13 protein-coding genes and 1 pseudogene are annotated in these 18,213 nt (G+C 73.2%); 6 read left to right on the top strand and 8 right to left on the bottom strand.

Going from position 1 to position 18,213, the window contains the following annotated elements; translation table 11 throughout:
* A partial coding sequence (locus ABZT49_RS24360) for a UDP-2,3-diacylglucosamine diphosphatase (protein ID WP_355289781.1) occupies positions 1 to 818 on the bottom strand: 818 nt, incomplete at its 3' end.
* 266 nt (positions 819 to 1,084) lie between these two features.
* Here ABZT49_RS24360 and ABZT49_RS24355 point away from each other — a divergent pair.
* The 4 genes from ABZT49_RS24355 to ABZT49_RS24340 all read left to right on the top strand — a co-directional run bounded on the left by ABZT49_RS24355 (position 1,085) and on the right by ABZT49_RS24340 (position 4,491).
* Positions 1,085 to 2,068 (top strand): DMT family transporter, encoded by a 984-nt coding sequence (locus ABZT49_RS24355; protein ID WP_355289779.1) that lies wholly within the window; start codon positions 1,085 to 1,087, stop codon positions 2,066 to 2,068.
* A 132-nt stretch (positions 2,069 to 2,200) separates the two neighbouring features.
* Positions 2,201 to 2,905, top strand: a complete 705-nt coding sequence (locus tag ABZT49_RS24350) for a thiamine phosphate synthase (protein ID WP_355289777.1) — start codon at positions 2,201 to 2,203, stop codon at positions 2,903 to 2,905.
* A gap of 28 nt (positions 2,906 to 2,933) precedes the next feature.
* Positions 2,934 to 3,734, top strand: coding sequence for a bifunctional hydroxymethylpyrimidine kinase/phosphomethylpyrimidine kinase (gene thiD, locus ABZT49_RS24345; protein ID WP_355289775.1), 801 nt, complete (start codon positions 2,934 to 2,936; stop codon positions 3,732 to 3,734).
* Between the two features lie 136 nt (positions 3,735 to 3,870).
* On the top strand, positions 3,871 to 4,491 hold the full coding sequence (locus ABZT49_RS24340; RefSeq protein WP_093566736.1) for a helix-turn-helix domain-containing protein: 621 nt from the start codon (positions 3,871 to 3,873) through the stop codon (positions 4,489 to 4,491).
* A gap of 330 nt (positions 4,492 to 4,821) precedes the next feature.
* Here ABZT49_RS24340 and ABZT49_RS24335 read toward each other — a convergent pair whose 3' ends face one another.
* From ABZT49_RS24335 to ABZT49_RS24315, 5 genes are all read right to left on the bottom strand, one after another.
* Positions 4,822 to 5,436: an ABC-type transport auxiliary lipoprotein family protein gene (locus ABZT49_RS24335; RefSeq protein ID WP_355289773.1), complete on the bottom strand. Its 615-nt coding sequence runs from the start codon at positions 5,434 to 5,436 to the stop codon at positions 4,822 to 4,824.
* A gap of 119 nt (positions 5,437 to 5,555) precedes the next feature.
* Positions 5,556 to 6,635: an MlaD family protein gene (locus tag ABZT49_RS24330; protein ID WP_355289771.1), complete on the bottom strand. Its 1,080-nt coding sequence runs from the start codon at positions 6,633 to 6,635 to the stop codon at positions 5,556 to 5,558.
* Between the two features lie 146 nt (positions 6,636 to 6,781).
* The gene (locus ABZT49_RS24325) at positions 6,782 to 7,636 is read right to left on the bottom strand and encodes an ABC transporter ATP-binding protein (protein ID WP_407943560.1); all 855 of its coding nucleotides are present in this window, start codon (positions 7,634 to 7,636) and stop codon (positions 6,782 to 6,784) included.
* A 17-nt stretch (positions 7,637 to 7,653) separates the two neighbouring features.
* Entirely contained in the window at positions 7,654 to 8,724 is a 1,071-nt protein-coding gene (locus ABZT49_RS24320) for an MlaE family lipid ABC transporter permease subunit (RefSeq protein WP_355289782.1), read from the bottom strand.
* Between the two features lie 177 nt (positions 8,725 to 8,901).
* Entirely contained in the window at positions 8,902 to 10,068 is a 1,167-nt protein-coding gene (locus ABZT49_RS24315; protein ID WP_355289769.1) for an MFS transporter, read from the bottom strand.
* A gap of 168 nt (positions 10,069 to 10,236) precedes the next feature.
* Here ABZT49_RS24315 and ABZT49_RS24310 point away from each other — a divergent pair, with 168 nt between their 5' ends.
* Both ABZT49_RS24310 and ABZT49_RS24305 read left to right on the top strand, forming a co-directional pair.
* Positions 10,237 to 11,127: a hypothetical protein gene (locus tag ABZT49_RS24310; RefSeq protein WP_355289767.1), complete on the top strand. Its 891-nt coding sequence runs from the start codon at positions 10,237 to 10,239 to the stop codon at positions 11,125 to 11,127.
* 109 nt (positions 11,128 to 11,236) lie between these two features.
* Positions 11,237 to 11,677: a DUF1489 domain-containing protein gene (locus ABZT49_RS24305; protein WP_355289766.1), complete on the top strand. Its 441-nt coding sequence runs from the start codon at positions 11,237 to 11,239 to the stop codon at positions 11,675 to 11,677.
* 36 nt (positions 11,678 to 11,713) lie between these two features.
* On the opposite strand, the gene ABZT49_RS24300 is transcribed toward ABZT49_RS24305, so the two are convergent.
* Both ABZT49_RS24300 and ABZT49_RS24295 read right to left on the bottom strand, forming a co-directional pair.
* A complete protein-coding gene (locus ABZT49_RS24300; RefSeq protein ID WP_355289764.1) occupies positions 11,714 to 12,208 on the bottom strand; it encodes a hypothetical protein in 495 nt (164 codons plus the stop codon).
* Between the two features lie 276 nt (positions 12,209 to 12,484).
* Positions 12,485 to 18,213 (bottom strand): annotated as a pseudogene (locus tag ABZT49_RS24295) (hypothetical protein); the annotation flags it as partial.

Raw genomic sequence — 18,213 nt, 5'->3', positions numbered from 1 at the left:
GGCGCCAGCTCCTCGACCGGCCGGCTGCGGGAGGTCAGCGGCGTGGGGGAATCCGCATGGGCCCGCTTCCACTCGGCGAAGCGGATCACCTCCATCGTGCCGTCGTAATGCTCGACGACGGCGGTGCAGGATTCGACCCAGTCGCCGGTGTTGAGGTAGTGCATGTCGCCGACCATGCGGCTCGCCGCGTGGTGGATGTGGCCGCAGATCACCCCGTCCGCCTCGGCCCGGCGCGCCTCGGCGATCAAAAATTCCTCGAAGCGGCCGATGAAGTTGACGGCGTTCTTCACCTTCAGCTTGGCCCAGGCCGACAGCGACCAGTAGGTCAGGCCGAGGCGCCGGCGCACCCAGTTGAGGTGGGTGTTGACGAAGAGCGCCGCCGAGTAGGCGCCGTCGCCGAGATAGGCCAGCCAGCGGGCGTGGCGCACCACGAGGTCGAACTGGTCGCCGTGGATGACGAGGTAGCGCTTGCCGTCCGCCGCCTCGTGCAGCACCTGGTCCTGGATCTCGATGCCGCCGAAATGCATGTCGAGGAAGTCGCGCAGGAACTCGTCGTGGTTGCCCGGCACGTAGACGAGGCGCGAGCCTTTTCGCACCTTCCGCAGGAGCTTCTGCACCACGTCGTTGTGCGATTGCGGCCAGTACCAGCCCGAGCGCAGTTTCCAGCCGTCGACGATGTCGCCGACCAGGTAGATCTCGTCGGCATCCACTTCGCGCATGAAGTCGAGCAGCAGCTCGGCCTGGCAGCCCTTGGTCCCCAGGTGGATATCCGAGAGGAACAGGGTTCGCACGCGCAGCGCGTCGGCGTCCTCGGCCACGTGCAATCTCCTTGGCGGCGTCTCGCGCCAGCCAAACCCTATTCGCGTATCACTTTGATGACGCGGCTGCCGCTCGCGGAACCTTGGCCGGGGACCGGGACTCGAATTCGTTTGCGGAAGCTTAAATCCCATCATGCGGATTGCGCAGGTCAGCCGCCCGCACCCGCCTCTACCTCGGCCGTGGCGATTCGTGGTTCTGACAAACGGCCCCGCCGCGCTTCCCGCGGCCGCGGCCCCTCCCACGCCACAAGAAAAGCGCCCCGCCCATGGCAGCCCCCCTCGTCGTCCCCGGCCGGTCGGTCACCGGATCTGGCGCGTCGGGACGAGCGGCCGCCCGCCCCTATCTCGGCATCGGGCTCAAGGTGCTCTCGGCGCTCGCCTTCACGCTGATGTCCGCCGGCGTGAAGACGCTGGCCGACCGGTTCCCGACCGGCGAGATCGTGTTCTTCCGCTCGTTCATCGCCATCGCGCCGCTGCTGCTGTGGCTGCGCTGGCAGGGCGGCGTGCGGCAGGCGGTGGCGACGCAGAACCTCAAGGGCCATGTGCTCCGCAGCATCATCGGCGCCGCCGGCATGTTCGCGGGCTTCGCCGGCCTGTCCTTCCTGCCGCTCTCCGACGCGGTGGCGATCGGCTACGCCTCGCCGCTCCTCGTCGTGGTGCTGGCGGCAATCGTGCTGCGCGAGCGGGTCCAGGCCTATCGCTGGGCCGGCGTCTCGGTCGGCTTCCTCGGCGTGCTGATCACGCTCGCGCCCCACCTCGAATTCGGCGGGGCTGGCGGTGGCGGCTCGACCGGCGCGCTGTTCGCCATCCTCGCGGCGGGCTGCTCGGCGGCGGCGACGATCCAGGTGCGCAAGCTCACCGGCACCGAGCGCACCGGCGCCATCGTGCTCTACTTCTTCCTGTTCACCTCGCTGCTCGGCCTCTCGACTCTGGTGCTCGGCTGGCGGATGCCCGGCTGGTCGGACCTGGCTTTGTTCCTGGTCGTCGGCGTGCTCGGCGGCATCGGCCAGATCCTGCTCACCGAGAGCTACCGCCACGGCGACGCATCGCTGGTCGCCCCCTTCGAGTACACCACGATGCTGTGGTCGGTGCTGATCGGCTGGTTCGTGTTCGGCCAGCTCCCCACGGCCGCGATCGCGGTGGGCGGCGGCATCGTCGCGGCGGCCGGCGTGTTCGTGGTCTGGCGCGAGCGGCGCCTGGTGGTGGAGCGGGCCCGCGAGGCGGCGGCCGGCGGAGCGCGGGCGAGCTGATCACGGGCCGTTGACGCCCGCGCTCGCGCGCCCTTACTCCGGGGGATCGAACGATCGGCCCGAGGTCCCGGGCCCAGCCGGAAACGCCCCGATGCCCGCACGCCCCTTCCCGCGTCCCGCCGGAGCCCGCCCGTGAAGACCGATAGCGGGCACGCGACCGTGCCGGTGAACCTGCGGCTCTACGGACTCCTCGATGTCGGGGTCTGCGGCGGCGACGCCGATCACCTCGCCCGGATGGCAGCGGCGGCCGCGGCCGGGGGCTGCACCCTGCTGCAATACCGCGAGAAGACCATCGCGAATGCCCGCGAGACGGTGTCGCGCCTGCGCCGGATCCACGCGGCGCTCCAGGGCACCGGCGTCCCGCTCCTCATGAACGACCGGGTCGATCTCGCCCTCGCCGCCGGGGTCGAGGGCGTGCATCTCGGCCAGGAGGACCTGCACCCGGCCGACGCCAAGCGCCTCCTGCCCCGCGGCGCGATCGTCGGGCTCACCGTCAAGAACGCCGCCCAGGCCGACGAGCTCTACCGGCTGCCGGTCGATTACGCCTGCATCGGCGGCGTCTTCGCCACGACCAGCAAGGACAATCCCGATCCCCCGGTCGGGCTCGACGGGCTCAACCGCATCGCCTTCCGGGCGCGGCTCGCCCGCGGCGGCGGCCTGCCGGTCGGGGCGATCGCCGGCATCGACCGCAGCAACGCCGCGGCGACGATCGGCGCGGGGGCGGACGGGATCGCGCTGATCTCGGCCCTGTTCGGCACCGGCCGCGACGTCGAGGCGCGCGCGCGCGACCTGCGCGCGGTGATCGACGGGGCGCTTGCGGCGCGGGGTTCCGCATGACCAAGTCCGGCATGATCGGAGAGCGGGCATGATCGCCGTGACGATCGCGGGCTCGGATTCCGGCGGCGGCGCCGGCATCCAGGCCGACCTCAAGACCTTCTCGGCGCTCGGCGTCTACGGCGCCAGCGTGATCACCGCGCTCACCGCCCAGAACACGCGCGGCGTCCAGGCGATCCACGACGTCGACCCCGACTTCGTCGCCCGCCAGATCGAGAGCGTCTTCACCGACCTCGATGTGCGGGCGGTGAAGATCGGCATGCTGTCGCGCGCGCCCGTGCTCGCCGCGGTGGCCGAGACTCTCGCCCGCCACGCCGCCGGCCTGCCCCTGGTGCTCGACCCGGTGATGGTGGCGACGAGTGGCGACCGGCTGCTCGCCGACGACGCCGTCGAGGCCCTGCGCGGCAAGCTCCTGCCCCACGCCGCGGTGCTGACCCCGAACCTGCCCGAGGCGGCGGTGCTGCTCGGGGAGGGGATCGCCGAGACTGAGGCGGCGATGCTCGACCAGGGGCGGCGCCTGCTGGCGCTCGGACCGCGCGCGGTGCTGATGAAGGGCGGCCACGCGGCGGGCCCGATGAGCGTCGACCTCCTGGTCGGGCCGGACGACCGCATCCTGCGCCTGGAGGGCCCGCGGATCGCGACCCGCAACACCCACGGCACCGGCTGCACCCTGTCGGCGGCGCTCGCCGCCGGTCTCGCGCGCAGTCTCACCCTGACGGACGCCGCCCAACAGGCCAAGGCCTACCTGAGTGCCGCGCTCGCGGCGTCGGACAGGTTGCGGATCGGGCACGGCAACGGGCCGGTGCACCACTTCCACGCCTGGTGGAACTGACGCGTCATCCCCCCGGAATCGATCCGCGCGGCCGCATGAACCCTTGCGCCATCCGGGCGATTGCGTTTGATGGAGCGTACGGGCGTTCGGTATGCGGAACGCCCGGTGGTGTTCCAGCGGGGGCCGAGGGCGGGCGATGGGCGTCGAGCGGGGACGGGAGCGTCCCAAGGACCTGATGACCGGGGCGCAGGTGCTGTCGGGGCAGCTCGGCAAGACCATCCAGCGCCTGCGCAAGGCCTACAACCTGTCGCTCTCCGAGCTGGCCGAGCAATCGGGCGTCGCGAAATCGATCATCAGCCAGATCGAGCGCAACGAGACCAACCCGACGCTTGCCACGATCTGGCGCCTGAGCCAGGCCCTCGACGTCTCGATCGAGCGGGTGCTCGCCACCGGCGACGAAGAACCCTTCATCGAGAAGTCGTCCCGGGCCGACACGCCGATCCTGGTCTCCGACGACGGACGGATGCGGCTCGCCATCATCGGCTGGATCAAGACCGTCGAGTGGCTGCAATGGTACGACCTCTCGGCCGATCCCGGCGGCGTGCTCGATTCCGACGCGCACCAGCGCGGCTCGGTCGAGTGCCTGTCGGTCACCGAGGGCGAGTTCGAGGTCGACGTGGCCGGCGCCGTGCAGCGTGCGCGGGCCGGCGAGACCCTGCGCTACCGCTGCGACCGGCCCCACACCGTGCGCTGCATCAGCGAGGGGACGGGGCGCGCCTTCATGGTGGTGATCATGAAGGCGGCGGTGATGGAGTAGGGGGCGCAGTCCCGATACTCCAACTCTCGACCCTGCTCTGACAACCCGTCCTATCAGTTGCGCAGAACTGGCACGTCCATCGACAACTCTCGGCGTCATCCCGGTGCTCGCCGAAGGCGAGAACCCGGGATCCATGACCGCAGATGCGTCCTGAAAGGGCGATAGGGTCCCGCCTCACTTTGCATCGTCGGCGGTTATGGATCCCGGGTTCCGCTGCGCGGCCCCGGGATGACGATGGAGGATGTCAGCGCGGCCGATGGATTCGAACATGCTCCGAGGTCGCCGGAAGGATAAAAGAGAACACTGCTCGCTTCAGGCGAGGAGGGAATTTCACCCCCCGGCGTTGATCCACCGCACCATGTCGGCCAGCACCAGCGACAAGGCCCGGTCGAGGCCGTTCGCCGCCACCGGCGCGTTCACCCCCGCCACCGGCACCCGGGCCTGAAAAACCTTGGCGGCCACCACCGTGCCGCTGCTCTCCTGGATCAGCTTGGCCGAGAGGTCGACCACCGCCTCGCGGGTGCCGGCATTGATGTCGAAGGCGCGCAGCTCCGTGATCAGGATCGTGTCGGCCGCGACCTTGTCGCCGGGGCGGCTGACGGATTTGAGCCGGTTGGCGTTCTCGAGGCTCTGGATCACCCGGGTCTGGACGAGGCGCGGCAGCCGGTCGGCCCATTGGCCGCCGCCGAGATAGGACACCGCGCCGCCGGGCTCGCGCACGATGATCCGGTCGGCCTCGAAGGGCTGCAGGCCGACCGGCTCGGCCACCACGATCGAGCGTCGTGCCGCGCCGCTGCGGGCCGCGCCCGGGAGCGCGGTGAGGTCGAAGGTGGTCGGCACGGCGCCGCTGCCGCAGGCGCCGAGGAGCAGGGCCAGAGCGGCCGCGAGACCGAAGGCGGCGAGACGGCCGGGAGCGCGGCGCGGGGAGGGGGCCGTGAGGAGCATGGCAGCGGGCGGACCGGGGGGCGGGACCGGGACGGGCCCGGAAGCGTGACCAGAGACGGGGGGACAACGCCCGGCAGGGCGCGCGGGTGCAACCGCCGGGAGGCCGCACTGCAACATGATCAGCGACCGTTGTATTCGGGCAACGACGGCTTGCCGCCGAAGATCACCTGGGACGGGTCGCGCTCGATGTTGCGCACGGCGCTGTTGAGGCTGTTGAGGGTGCGCTGGCCGTCGGTGGCGAGGGTCTGGACCTCGCGCCGGCCGGCACCGCTGAAGCGGCTGACGCTCTGGGTCAGGGTGGCGGTGCGCTTGTCGAGGTTCTCCGACATCACCCGGAAGGCGCGGCCGGCCTCGCGGATCGAGATCGCGGCGTCGCGCACTTCCGCGAAGGTGCTCTTGCCGGCCTCGCCCGAGGCCGAGCCGAGGAAGCCCTCGGCGCCCTTCATCACCGCGTCGAGCCGGTCGGCGGAGGCGTTGAGCTTGCCCGCCAGCATCCGCGCATCATGGATGCCGGCCTGGACGTCCGGCGAGGCGGCGGCGAGCGCGGAGGAGAACTTGTCGGCGTTGTCGATCAGGCTCGCGAGCTTGCGGCCGTCCACCGCCTTGGTCAAGGCGTCGAGGGCCGGCGCGCTGTCGCCGAGTGTCTTGGAGAAGCGCTCGACATTGGCGAGCGTGCGGTTGATCGCGCCCTCGTTGCCGGCGACCACCCGGTCAAGGCGCTGGAGCATGTCGTCGGCGCGCTGCGCGATGGTGCGGGCGGCCGCCATCAGGTCCTGGATGTCGGCGGCGTCGGCGTAGATGGTCGGCACCGGGTCGTTGGTGGTCGGGACCAGCGGCGCCGCGTCGGCGCTGCCGCCGACGAGGGCGATCGAGGCGACGCCGGTCAGCATCGTCATGTCGAGGCGCGCATGGGTATCGACGCGCAGCGGCGTGCCGCGATTGACCTCGATGATCGCCGTCACCCGGCGCGGGTCCTGCGGCAGCAGCCGCACGTCGGTCGCCTCGCCGACCCGGATGCCGTTGAAGGTGACGACCGCCCCCTTGGCCAAGCCCCCGACGCCACCGGAGAACACGATGCGCACCGGCATCCGGGCCTGGTTCGCTGAATTGCCGCGCAGCCAGAACGCGAAGACGAAGCCGAGCGCGATCACCGCCAGCGTGAAGGCGCCGATCAGGACGTTGTTGGCGCGGGTTTCCATGCCTTAACGGTTTCCGTGCTCGTGCGGGGCGGGGAGCGGACCACACGCCCAAGTAGCATGACTCAGAGGGGCATGGCCTGGAGTGGCATGGCCTAACATACCAAGCTTAAGGGTGGGCCGGTGGATGCAGGGTGCGGGAGCGCACATCAGGCGACACCCTCCACAGATCCGCGGGATGACGGGTGATCGGCCGCAGCTTGAAAACCTTCTACCACGATCGAGCGGGCGCGCTTGCCGTGGAAGTAGGAGCGCAGCCAGGGATGATCGGAGGCGAGCATCGCGTCGATCGGCCCCTCGGCGATGATCTGCCCGTCGCCGAGCGCCGCGATGCGGTCGCAGGCGGTGTAGAGGCTGTCGAGGTCGTGGGTGACCATGAACACGGTCAGCCCCAGCGTGCGCTGGAGCGTCGCCACCAGCTCGTCGAACTCGCCGGCGCCGATCGGGTCGAGGCCCGAGGTCGGCTCGTCGAGGAAGAGCACCTCCGGGTCGAGGGCCAGCGCCCGGGCCAGAGCCGCGCGCTTGATCATGCCGCCGGAGAGCTCGGAGGGCAGCTTGTCGGCGGCGTCGGGCTTGAGGCCCACCATCTCGATCTTGAGCCGGGCGAACTCGTCGAGCAGGCGCTCGGACAGCTTCAGGTGCTCGCGCATCGGCACCTGGATGTTCTGCTTGACGGTGAGCGCCGAGAACAACGCGCCCTGCTGGAACAGCACGCCCCAGCGCCGCTCGATCACCCGGCGCTGGGCGAGGGTCAGGCGGTCGACATCCTCGCCGAACACCTCGATCGTGCCGGAGCGCTTCGGCACCAGGCCGAGCAGCGTGCGGGTGAGCACCGACTTGCCCTGGCCGGACGGGCCGACGAAGCCCAGGATCTCCCCCCGGCGGATGTCGAGGTTCAGGCCCTTCAGCACCGTGCGGTCGCCGAAGCCGACCACGAGGTCGCGCACGCGGATGATCGCATCGCGGCTCGGGTGCGCAGGGAGGGTGGGAGACGCGGTCGCCAAGGGTGGGGTCGCCTCGCTCAGAAGTCGATGGCCGCGAAGAACACCGCGAAGAGCCCATCGAGGACGATGACCATGAAGATAGACTTGACGACTGAGGCGGTGACGTGGCGGCCGAGCGACTCGGCCGAGCCCTCGACCATGAACCCCTCGACCGACGCGATGATGCCGATGATCAGCGCCATGAACGGCGCCTTGATCAACCCGATGGCGAGGTGGCGAAAGCCGATCGCGTTCTGGAGCCGGAAGGTGAACGCCTCGAGCGACAGGCCGCCATACAGGAACGAGGTCATCGCGCCGCCGGCGAGCGCCGCGAGATCGGCCAGGAAGGCCAGCATCGGCAGGGCGAGCATCAACGCGATGATGCGCGGGACGATCAGGATCTCGATCGGGTCGAGGCCCATGACGCGCAGCGCATCGACCTCCTCACGCATGCGCATCGAGCCGATCTCGGCCGTGAAGGCCGAGCCGGAGCGCCCCGCGACCATGATCGAGGTGAGCAGCACCCCGAGCTCGCGCAGGGTCAGGATGCCGATCATGTTGACGACGTAGGTCTGGGCCCCGAAGCGCTGGAGCTGGATGATGCCCTGCTGGGTGACGATGCAGCCGACCAGGAACGAGATCAGCATGATGATCGGCGCGCCGCGGAGCGCGATCTGCTCGATCTGGTTGATGAGCGCCGGCCCGCGGAAGCTGCGCGGGCGGGCGAGCACACGCAGGCAGCCCGCCACCACCTCGCCCAGGAAGGCGAGCCCGGACAGGCCCTCGCGGCCGAGGCTGCGCACCCCCGACCCCAAGCTCGCCACCGGATCGAGGGGGCGGAAGCGCCGGCGGCGCGACGCCGGCGCGGCCTCGCGGTAGGCGACCTCGCGCAGGAGGATCAGGTGCTCGGGGGAAGCGCCCGCGTAAGCCGTGCCGGCCGGAAGGGTGGCGCGGGTCCGCTCCAGCACCCAGGCGCCGAGCGTATCGAGGCGGGCGAGGCCCGAGAGGTCGATGAGAAGGGGGCCCCCGGCGGCCAGTATCTCCGCGGAAGCGGCCTCGACGGCGGGGGCCTGGTCGGCGGTCCAGCGGCCGGCGAGGCGTGCGGCGATCCCGTCGCGCGCGCGCTCGACCGCGACGCGGGCCGGATCGGCCCCCCGCGTGATGGGTGCGGTCGGCACGGGCCGGCCTCCCTCGTTCGCCACAACAATCCCCTCGCGGCGGTCCTATACCGCGTGATGCTAACAATTCGCAAACCATGGCCCGCATGCCGCAACCCGGCGTCGTGGCTACCGCCGGGCCATCCTCGCGGCGGCAACGGTAAGGGCGAGGCCGAGGCCGGCCACCGGCAGCATCAGCCCGAAGGCGAGGGACCCGCCGCCCGCCCGGTAGGCCGCCCCGCTCGCCAGGGTGGCGGTGGCCGAAGCGAGGGCGGAGCAGGCGGCGTAGGTCCCCTGCGCGGCGCCGCGCGCGCCCTCGGGGGCGAGGCGCGACAGGGCCGCCATGGCGCCGAGCTGCGTCGCCCCGAAGGTCAGGCCGTGCAGGATCTGGAGCGGCAGGACGAGGGAGGGCAGGCCGGCGGCCGCGAGCAGCCCGGCCCAGCGCAGGAGCGCCGCCCCCGCCCCGAGCGCGAGCAGCCGGAACGGCGCGTCGCGCAAACCGGGGACCCGGCCGGCGAGGGCGAAGAACGCGATCTCGGCGACGACGCCGATGCCCCAGGCGAAGCCGGTCGTCGCCGGCGTCAGGCCGAGGGTGCCCCAATGGATCGACCCGAAGGCGTAGACCGCGGCGTGGCTCGCCTGGATCGCCGCGCCGGCCGCGATGGCGAGCCACAGGGCGGCGGGCAGGCGCACCCGCCCGGCCGCCCGGGGGGCCGGGGGCGCGCCCTCCGCCCGGCGCAGCAGGTGCGCGGCACCGCAGGCCGAGGCGAGCTCCAGCCCGGCGAGGAAGTGGGTGATGCTGCCGGTGCCGACGAGACCGAGGAGCCAGCCGCCGAGCAGGGTGGCGGCGAGGAAGCCGAGCGAGCCGCCGAGGCGGATCCGGGCGTAGTCGAGGCCGGGCCCGCGCCGCACCGCGGCGAGGCTCTGGTAGTCGAGGCAGGGCACCAGCGGCGCCCCGGCGATCGCGTTGAGGACGATCAGCCCGGCCAGCATCGGCCAGCCGAGTCCGGCGGCGGAGGGCATCAGCGCGTAGGTGGCGGCGAGACCCAGGCTGCCGGCGATCATCAGCCGGCGCGGGGCGAGGCCGCGGTCGATCAGCCCGACGAGGGGCGCCGTCGCGACGATCCGGACCAGGATCGGCAGCGCCACCAGGGCGCCGATCAGCTCCGGCCCGAGGCCGAGGCCGGACAGCCAGAGCGGCAGGAACGGCATCGCCACGCCGATGCCGGCGAAGACCGCCGCGTAGAGCAGGGCGAGGCGCGAGCCGTCGCCGAGGGGGAGCGGGAGAGGCTGCACGGGGATGCTGGGGCGGGGAGGGCCGGGGAGCGGACCGAATCAGTCCGCCGCTGGCGGGCCTGGCGTAAGCCGCCGTTAACGCCGGGATGTCAAGCGTAAACACCGAGAACGCCTCCGGGCGACGCCGCCGAAGCGTTCCGTCGGGCCGGCGATGACAGGGCAGGTGAGATGGCCGGGACCCCTTCGCTCCCCGCTCCGCGGGAGGAGTACGACGTCATCGAGGGCGCGATGCTGGAGACAGCGCGGGGGCGCTGGTTCCTGGGCGAGTACGCCAAGCGCAACCGCACCGCCGATACCGACGTGCTGCTCCAGGCGATCGGCCGGCTCGAATCCGCCGTGGTCGGCGAGCGCGGCCCCTCCGGGATGGAGCGCCTGCGCTTCGACCTGATCGAGATGGCCAAGGCGATCAGCCGCACCAAGTCCGAGATCGCGGCGATCCACACCCCCGACCAGGACCAGAGCCAGCTCGGCGCCGCCTCCGAGGCCCTCGACGGCATCGTGCGCACCACCGAGCGCGCCACCTCCGACATCCTCCAGGCCGCCGAGGAGGTGCAGGAGGTCGCCTGGACCCTGCGCGAGACCGGGGCCGACAGCCGGGTCTGCGACCGCCTCGACCAGAACGCGACCCAGATCTACACCGCCTGCTCGTTCCAGGACCTGACGGCGCAGCGCACCAGCCGGATCGTCAACACCCTGCGCTACCTTGAGCAGCGCCTGACCGCGATGATCGAGATCTGGGCAAGCGAAGACGACCCGCCGGCCCCGGCTGCGCACCGGCCCGAGATGCGGGACACGACCCTCGACCAGGACGACGTCGACCAGATCGTGGCGACAGGCCAATCGGCCGCCCAGTCGGCCGGCCCGGACGAGTCCCGGGACGAGGAGCCGGCCTCGGGCCCACGCCTGCGCCTGGTCGAGCCGGCGACGCTCGACGACGACATCGCCTTCGTGCCGGTCCGCGACGAGGCGCCGGCCGCCGACGACACGGTCGCGCTGGAGGACGCCTTCGCGGAGATCGACGACCTCGCCCTCGACGAGAAGCTCGCCCGCTTCACCTGAGGAGTAGCAGCGCAGGGGCGACGTCCTGGCGCGGGACACCCGCCCTCCCGGCGCCCCAATCGCCCCGCAGGGAACGCCACTTCTCGCCAGACCCCTACGCTGAGCCGCGATGTCCCTGCACCTCCTGAAGCTCTGCGTCGGCTGCGACTCCATCGCCGACCTCGAGGAGTGGATCGCCGCCCGCCGGGCCGAATCCGTCCGCCTCGGCCGCCCGCACGAGCAGGCCCACATCACCCGCATGGTGCCGAAGCGCGGCGACGAGATCGCCGGAGCGGGCTCGCTCTACTGGGTGATCCGCGGCCAGATCGCCTGCCGCCAGCCGGTACAGGCGATCCGCCCCTTCACCGACGGCGAGGGCGTCGGCCGCTGCCGCCTCGTCCTCGACCCGGCGGTCACCCCGGTCGAGCCCCGGCCGTGCCGGCCGTTCCAGGGCTGGCGCTACCTCGCGCCCAAGGACGCCCCGCGCGACATCTCCCGGGCCGCCGCCGGCGACCTCGCGGCGATGCCCGAGACGATGCGGCGGGAATTGGCGTCGCTGGGGCTGCTCTGACGGGACCGCAGGCGGATCACTGTCCCCGCCGATCTCTCAGCGACCTCCGATCCCCGCTTCCAGCGTCCGGACGATCCAGGCGTCGCGGCTCTCCTTTGCCTTGGCCGCCGCGGCGTCGATCTGGTCTGACAGGGCGGTCGGCACCGGCACGGTGACGAGGATCCGCGTCGCGTCCTGGGCCGGATCGTAGACGAGCGCCGTCACTTGCGCGGCGAAGCTGCGCAGGGCTGCCTGCTTCTGCGGCAGCGACAGGCTGCCATCGCGATCGATGACCGGGCAGTAGGACGCCACCGCGTGGTCGATGATCGCGCCGTTCGACTGGCCCTCGGCCCGCAGGCGCTGCACCGCGGCCTGAAGATCGCGGTTCGACCCGGCACCGGCACCCGGCTTGGCGATGGCCTCGAACAGCGGTCCGTCCGGCGCCACTTTGCCGGTGCCGGGGCAGGAGAGACCGTCCGCGGCCGCGGGCCAGGCCGCGAGGACCAGCAGGCCGGCCAGAGCCAGGGAGGGGAGGCGGGATCGAACGCTCATGACATCTCCTCACTTGAGGGGCGGACCGAGCCGGTCTCAGGGGCCGCGATCGACCCGGCGCCCGATCCGTACAGCTCATGCTCCGAGAACGTGGACGCTTCCCCGACGTTGCGCCCGGGAGTCATGAAATGATCGTCATGTAGCGGACGCCGTATACTGCGGCAGATGTGAGGACGGCCGAAGCAACACGGTGCGATCCCATGAAAAAAGGCTCCCTCCGATCCCGTGGGACCGGAGGGAGCCTCGTTCGCGTCGGGACGGGTGCGCCCGGAGGGCTCACGCCCCCTCGAAGCGCCCGCTGGCATGGGCCAGCATCGTGTAGACCTTGCCGCTCTCCGAGGTGAGATAGGCGTTGGCCCGGCGCGGGTCCTTGTCGGTGCGGGAGACCTCGCCGAGCAGGCGCTCGAACTCCCGCACGTAGTGGTCGACGGTCCGGCGGAAATCCGGCTCGGCGCGGTAGCGGCGGCGGATCTCATCGAAGGTCTGCTGGCCTTCCGCGGTGTAGAGGCGGCGGGTGAACAGCTCCGTCTCGCCGCGCCGGTAGCGCTCCCAAAGGTCCACCGCGGCCGGGTGCTCGATCATCCGGGCGATGTTGCTGGAGATCGAGTCGATCGCCGCCGCGCCGGCCTGGTCGGCGCCGGTGTTCTGGCCCGCCTTGCTCTCCTGGCTCGCCTTCTGCTGGCCGGGCTTCTCCTGGCCGGGCTTCTCTTGGCCGGCCTTGGCCGCAGCCTTGCCGGCCGCCGGTCCCTCGTCCTCATCGTCCTGCGAGGCGCGGGAGAGGAGGTCGGAGAGCCAGCCGCCGGACCCGGTGCGGGGGAGGGCGGCGTCGCGCCGCGCCTCGCCGGAAGGCCGGTTCGCGGCCTGCGGGGCGGCCGGGCGGGTCGAGCCTTGCGCCGATCCCTGCACCGGCGCCGGACGGGCCGGGACCTGAGCTGGTCCTTGGGCCGGGCGCGCCGGGGCGGCAGCCTGAGGCGCGGGCTGAGCCGGAGCCTGGACTGCCGGCTTCGGCGCCGACGGCCGGGCGGCCTGCGCCGAAGCCGGCACCGGAGCCGGAGCCGACTGCGCCGGGGCTTGGTTCCGCGGGCTCTGGGCCTGCGGGCTCTGGCCTTGCGGCTTCTGAACCGCCGGACCCGAAACCGAAGCGGCAGACCGGCCGGCTTCCGCGGCGCGGGGTTGGGCCAAGGGTTGGGCGACATCGACCGCGCGGGGCGAGCGCTGGACCAGCGCCGAGAGCTCGTTCAGGGCCTTGATCTGCTCGGCCACCACCCGGCGCATCTCGCCGGTGGCGTCCTGCGCCTCCTGCGGGATGCTGACCACGCCGCGCTGCAGGTCGCCGCGGATCTCCTCCAGGGTGCGGCGGATCTCGCTCGCCATGCCGCGCATGGATTCCACCGTGCCCTGGAAGCGCTCGGCGGCGTCGCCGAAGGCCTCGCGCATCTCGCCCGAGGCGCCCGCCACCGCCTGGCGGACCGATTCGGCCGCCCGCTCGCCCTCCTGGCCGGTGCCGGAGCGCAGGCGCTCGAACGCCTCCGTCACGGCGCTGCCGGCCTGGCGGGCGCTGGCCTCGATCTCGCGACCCAGCGCCTGGGTGCGGGCCTCGATGGTCTTGAGCGTAGCCTCGACCCGGGCGCCGACACCCTCCGTGGCGGCGGCGAGCGCTGCCGAGCGGGCGTCGATGCTGCCGAGCAGGGCGTCGATCTCGGTCCGGCGCTCGCCGAGCGAGGCGTTGACCCGGCCCTCGGCGCCTTCGAGCGCACCGGCGGCCGCCGTGAGGTCGCCGATATGCTGGCGCGCGGTCTCGGTCAGGGCCTTGCCGCGGGCATCGAGCGTCGCGGCGAGGCCCGCCGCCTGGCGCAGCGCCCCGGTCGCCGCGCCCTGGAGCGCGCCGACCTGCTCGGCGACCCGATCGGATGCCTTGCCGGTCTCGGCGGCGATCTCGGCGAGCGCCGACTGGATCTCCTGCACCCGGCCGGACAGCCCGCCCTCGATCGCCGACAGGTTCTCGCCGGACTTGCCGATGAGGTCCTGGAGCGCGCCGCAGGCGGCCTCGATGCGGCCGATCAAGCCGCCGAGCTCGCCGCCGAGGCGCTGGTTGACCTGCGTCAGGGCCTCGACCGCCCGGGCTGCGCCCTGGTCGGCCGCCCGGCGCAGGGTCTCGGCCGCCTCGGAGGAGAGGGCCGCCAGCGTCTCGGCGCGTTCGCCGAGCGCCGCCACGGCGCCGCCCATCCCCTCGGTCACCGCCCGTTCCAGCGCCTCGCTGCGCTGAGTCAGGACCGTGACCAGCTCGCTGCCGGGGCCCTCGACGAGGTCGCGCAGCTGCGCCACCTGGCGGTCGAGCCCCTCGACCGTCTGGCCGCTCGCCGCGAGCGCCGCCACCAGGGCACCGCCGCGCTGGTCGATCGTGCGCTGCAACGAGGCCGCGGTCGCCTCGAGGGTCTGGCTCAGGCTTCCGCCGCGCTCGTCGACGATCTGGCGCAGGGTCTCGACCCGCTCGGCGAGGCCGCGATTCAGCTCGTTGCCGCGCCCGTCGATCGCCTGGGTCAGGTCGCGGGCGGTCTCGGCGAGAGCCCGGGTCAGGGTGGTGCCGCGCTGGTCGATCAGCGCCGCGAAGGCCGCGGCGCGGCGGTCGAAGCCCGAGCTCAGCTGGGCGCTGCGCTCGTCCACCGCCGCGGCGAGGGCCGCGGAGCGCTCGTCCATGGCGCCGTGCAGGCTCGCGACCCGCTCGTCGAGGGCCGCCGTGAGCGCCGCGGTACGGGCATCGACCAGGGCCGCGTAAGCGTCGCTGCGGTCGTCGAAGGCGTCGGCCAGGGCCTCGCCGCGGGCCGCCACCAGGGCCGCGAAGGCGCGCATCCGGCCGTCGATCCGGGCCGTGAAGGCCGCCGAGCGCTCGTCGACGCTGCCCGACAGGGCCTCGGTGCGGGCCTGCATCAGGGCGGCGAGCTCCGCCGCCTTGGCGTCGACCAGCATCCCGAAGGCCGCGGCGCGCTCCTCGACGGTGCCGCCGAGCGCCTCGATGCTCGACCGCAGCTGCGCGGCCACCGCCTCGCCGCCGGCGTCGAGCCGCTGGGCCAGCGCCTCGACCTGCCCGCCGAGCACCGCGTCGAGGGCGGCGCGGCTGCGCTCGAGGGCGGTGGACAGCTCGGCCACGCGGGCGTCGAGCAGGGCGGTCAGCGCCGCGCCGCGGCCGTCGAAGGTCTCGGCGAGGTCGCTGTTGCGCGAGTCGAGCAGGCCGGCCAGCGCGTCGCCGCCGCTGCGGATCGTGGCGGCGAGCACGTCGATGCGCTCCTGGACCCGGCGGGCCAGGACGTCGCCGGCGCCGGTCAGCTCGGCCAGCGCCCGCTGGCGGCCGTCGATCAGCCGCACCAGGTTGCCGCCGCCCTGCTCGATCGTGCCGGCGATGGCCTCCTCGCGCTCGCGCAGCAGGGACGCCAGCGCTTCCACGCGCTCGGTGAGGGTCCGGGCGAGCGCCGTCCGGTGCCCGTCGAGGGCGTCGCCGAGGCCGGCCTCGCGCTCGGAGAGGAGGCCGGACACGGCTTCGGCGCTGCGCGACACCGCGTCGCCGAGCGTCGCGACGCGGGATTCGAGCAGGCCGGCGGCCTCCTCGCCCCTCGCCGCGATCAAGCCCGCCAGGGCCTCGCCGCGCTGGCCGAGGGTGGTCTCCAGCGCCCGCGAGCGGGACTCGATCAGGCCGTCGAGGTCGCTGAGCGCCGCCTCGATGCGGCCCGACAGGCTGGTGCCGCCGGATTGCGCCGCCCGGGCGAAGGCCTCGGTGCGGTCGTCCAGCATCCCGGCGAGCGCCTGGGCACGGGCCTCCACCGCCTCCGCGAAGGCCGCGCCGCGGCTCTCGACCAGGTGGTCGAGGGCGGCGAGGCGGTCGTCGAACAGGCGCGAGAGGGCGTGAGTGCGCTGGTCGACCGTGCCGACGGCGCGGCCGACGCGCTCCTCCAGCGTCGCCGCCAGGGTGTCGCCACCCTCCGCGATCACGCCGCGCAGGGTCCCGACCCGGTCGTCGAGCACGGCGCCGAGGGCGCCGGCCTGGTCGTCGAGCACCTGGCGCACCGCGCCGGCACGCTGCTCCAGGGCGTCGTGCAGGGCACGGATCCGGTCGTCGAGCCCGGCATGGAGCGCCGCCGACTGGCCGTCGAGGAGCCCGCGCAGGGTCGCGGCCTGCTCGTCCAGGAGGCCGCCGAGGGCCCGCAGGCGCTCGCCGAACAGGTGCTCGATGCGGCCGTGACGCTCGTCGAGCACGCGCTCGACATGACCGGTCCGCTCGTCGAGCAGCCGCTCGACCTGACCGTGACGTTCGTCGAGCAGGGTGGCCAGCGCGGTGCCGCGCTCGCCCACCACGGTCTCCAGGCGGCCCGAGCCCTCGGCGAGGACGCGGTCGGCCTCCTCGATCGTCTGGCGCAGAGCCCCGAGCACGGCTTCGCCGCGCTTGCCGATGAGGTCGGAGAGGGCAGTGCCGCCGCGGTCGAACAGCCGCGCCAGCTCGGTCATGCGGCCGGCGAGCGAGCCGAACAGCGCGCGGCCGCGCTCGTCGATCTCCTGCGCCATTGCGGCGGTGCGCTCGTCGACGAGGCGCGCCAGGGTCTCGCCGCGACCCTCGAAGGCGGCGCGGATCGCCTCGGCCTGGGCGGCGAGGTCGCGGCTCGCCTCGCCGCTGTGGTTCTCCACGAAGGTGACGAGCTCGCGGGTGCGGGCGCCGAGCTCCTCGTCGAGGCGGCGGGTGCGGCTCTCGATCAGGTGCAAGGCCTCCTCGGCCTTCACGCCGAAGGTCTCGTCGACGATGCGGCCGCGCTCGTCGAGGGCCTGGGCGAGGCCGTCGAGGCGGGCGATCACCCGCTCGTCGAAGCGGGCGGCGCCGGCATCGAGGGAGCGGGTCAGCTCCTCGGTGCGGCGGCCGAGCTCGTCGCCGATCTCGCCGACGCGGGCGGTCAGCGTGTCGCTCATCGCCTGGCTGCGGGCGGTGATGGCGCGGGCGAGCTCGTCGGCGCGGCCGTCGAGGGCCTGGGCGACCTCGCGGCCGCCCTCAGCCATCACCCGGGCCATCTCGCCGGCCCGCACGATCAGGGCCTCGTTCAGCGCCGTGGCGCGGGCGCCGATATGCTGGTCGACATGGGCCACCATGGTGCTGAAGGTGGCGCCGATCTCGGCGGTGCGCTTGGCCGAGCGGTCCTCGAGCGCCCCGAGCTGAGCCTCGACGGCCTCGCGCGCCTCGCGGGTGCGCTCGGCGATGGTCTCGGCCACGGCGCGGCCCTGGACCGTGATGAGGCGGTCCATCTCCTCCAGGCGGCCGGAGACGCTCGCGGTGAGGTCGTGGGTGTCGCGAGAAATGCGGTCGGCCAGAATGTCGCCGCGGGCGATGGCGTCCTGGAGCGCCGCGAGGCGGCTGGTCAGCACCTCGTCGATGGCGCGGCCGCCGTTCTCGGCGGCGCTGGCGAGCGCCGTGCCGGTCTTGTCCAGCGCGTCGTTGACGCGCGCGCCCTGGCTCGCCACCGCCACGACGATGTCGCGGCCGGCCTCCGCGAGGCGGGTCTGGGTCTCCTCGGCGTGCCGGCCGATCAGGTCGGTCAGCGCGCGGCCCTTGTTCTCGAAGGCGGTCCCGACCTCGGCGAGGCGGGTGTCGAGGGCGCCGGTGGCGGATTCCGCCGCGAGCGCCAGGGCCGCCGCGACGTCCTCGGCCTGACGCGTCAGGTGCTCGACCGCGCCCCGCAGGGTCGCGTCGGTGGCCTGCGTGCGGTCGGCCACCAGGCGGCCGGCCTCCTCGGCGGCGCGGGCGAAGGCGGCGGTGGCCGCGAGCGTCCGCGCGTCGAGGGCGCCGGTCGCCGTCTCGGCCGCGAGACCGATCGCGAGCGCAGCCTCCTCGGCCCGGCCCGCCAGACCCACCACCGCGCCGTGCAGCGCCGTATCGGCCTCGCCCGCCCGCGTCCCGATCAGCTGAGCTGCCTCCTCCGCCACCCGGGCGAAGGACGCGGCAGCATCCGCCAGACGCGCCTGCAGCGCGC

This window comes from Methylobacterium sp. EM32 (genome assembly GCF_040593685.1).
Lineage (GTDB): Bacteria > Pseudomonadota > Alphaproteobacteria > Rhizobiales > Beijerinckiaceae > Methylobacterium.
The sequence above is the reverse complement of the archived record's forward strand: the minus strand, read 5'-3'. Positions and strand labels throughout refer to the sequence as shown.

Bases quoted from the DNA above. Each gene is read 5' to 3' on its own strand.
- ABZT49_RS24340 (WP_093566736.1), top strand. From the start codon at position 3,871: ATGGGCGTCGAGCGGGGACGGGAGCGTCCCAAGGACCTGATGACCGGG.
- ABZT49_RS24330 (WP_355289771.1), bottom strand. From the start codon at position 6,635: ATGGAAACCCGCGCCAACAACGTCCTGATCGGCGCCTTCACGCTGGCG.
- thiD (WP_355289775.1), top strand. From the start codon at position 2,934: ATGATCGCCGTGACGATCGCGGGCTCGGATTCCGGCGGCGGCGCCGGC.
- ABZT49_RS24355 (WP_355289779.1), top strand. From the start codon at position 1,085: ATGGCAGCCCCCCTCGTCGTCCCCGGCCGGTCGGTCACCGGATCTGGC.
- ABZT49_RS24335 (WP_355289773.1), bottom strand. From the start codon at position 5,436: ATGCTCCTCACGGCCCCCTCCCCGCGCCGCGCTCCCGGCCGTCTCGCC.
- ABZT49_RS24305 (WP_355289766.1), top strand. From the start codon at position 11,237: ATGTCCCTGCACCTCCTGAAGCTCTGCGTCGGCTGCGACTCCATCGCC.
- ABZT49_RS24300 (WP_355289764.1), bottom strand. From the start codon at position 12,208: ATGAGCGTTCGATCCCGCCTCCCCTCCCTGGCTCTGGCCGGCCTGCTG.
- ABZT49_RS24310 (WP_355289767.1), top strand. From the start codon at position 10,237: ATGGCCGGGACCCCTTCGCTCCCCGCTCCGCGGGAGGAGTACGACGTC.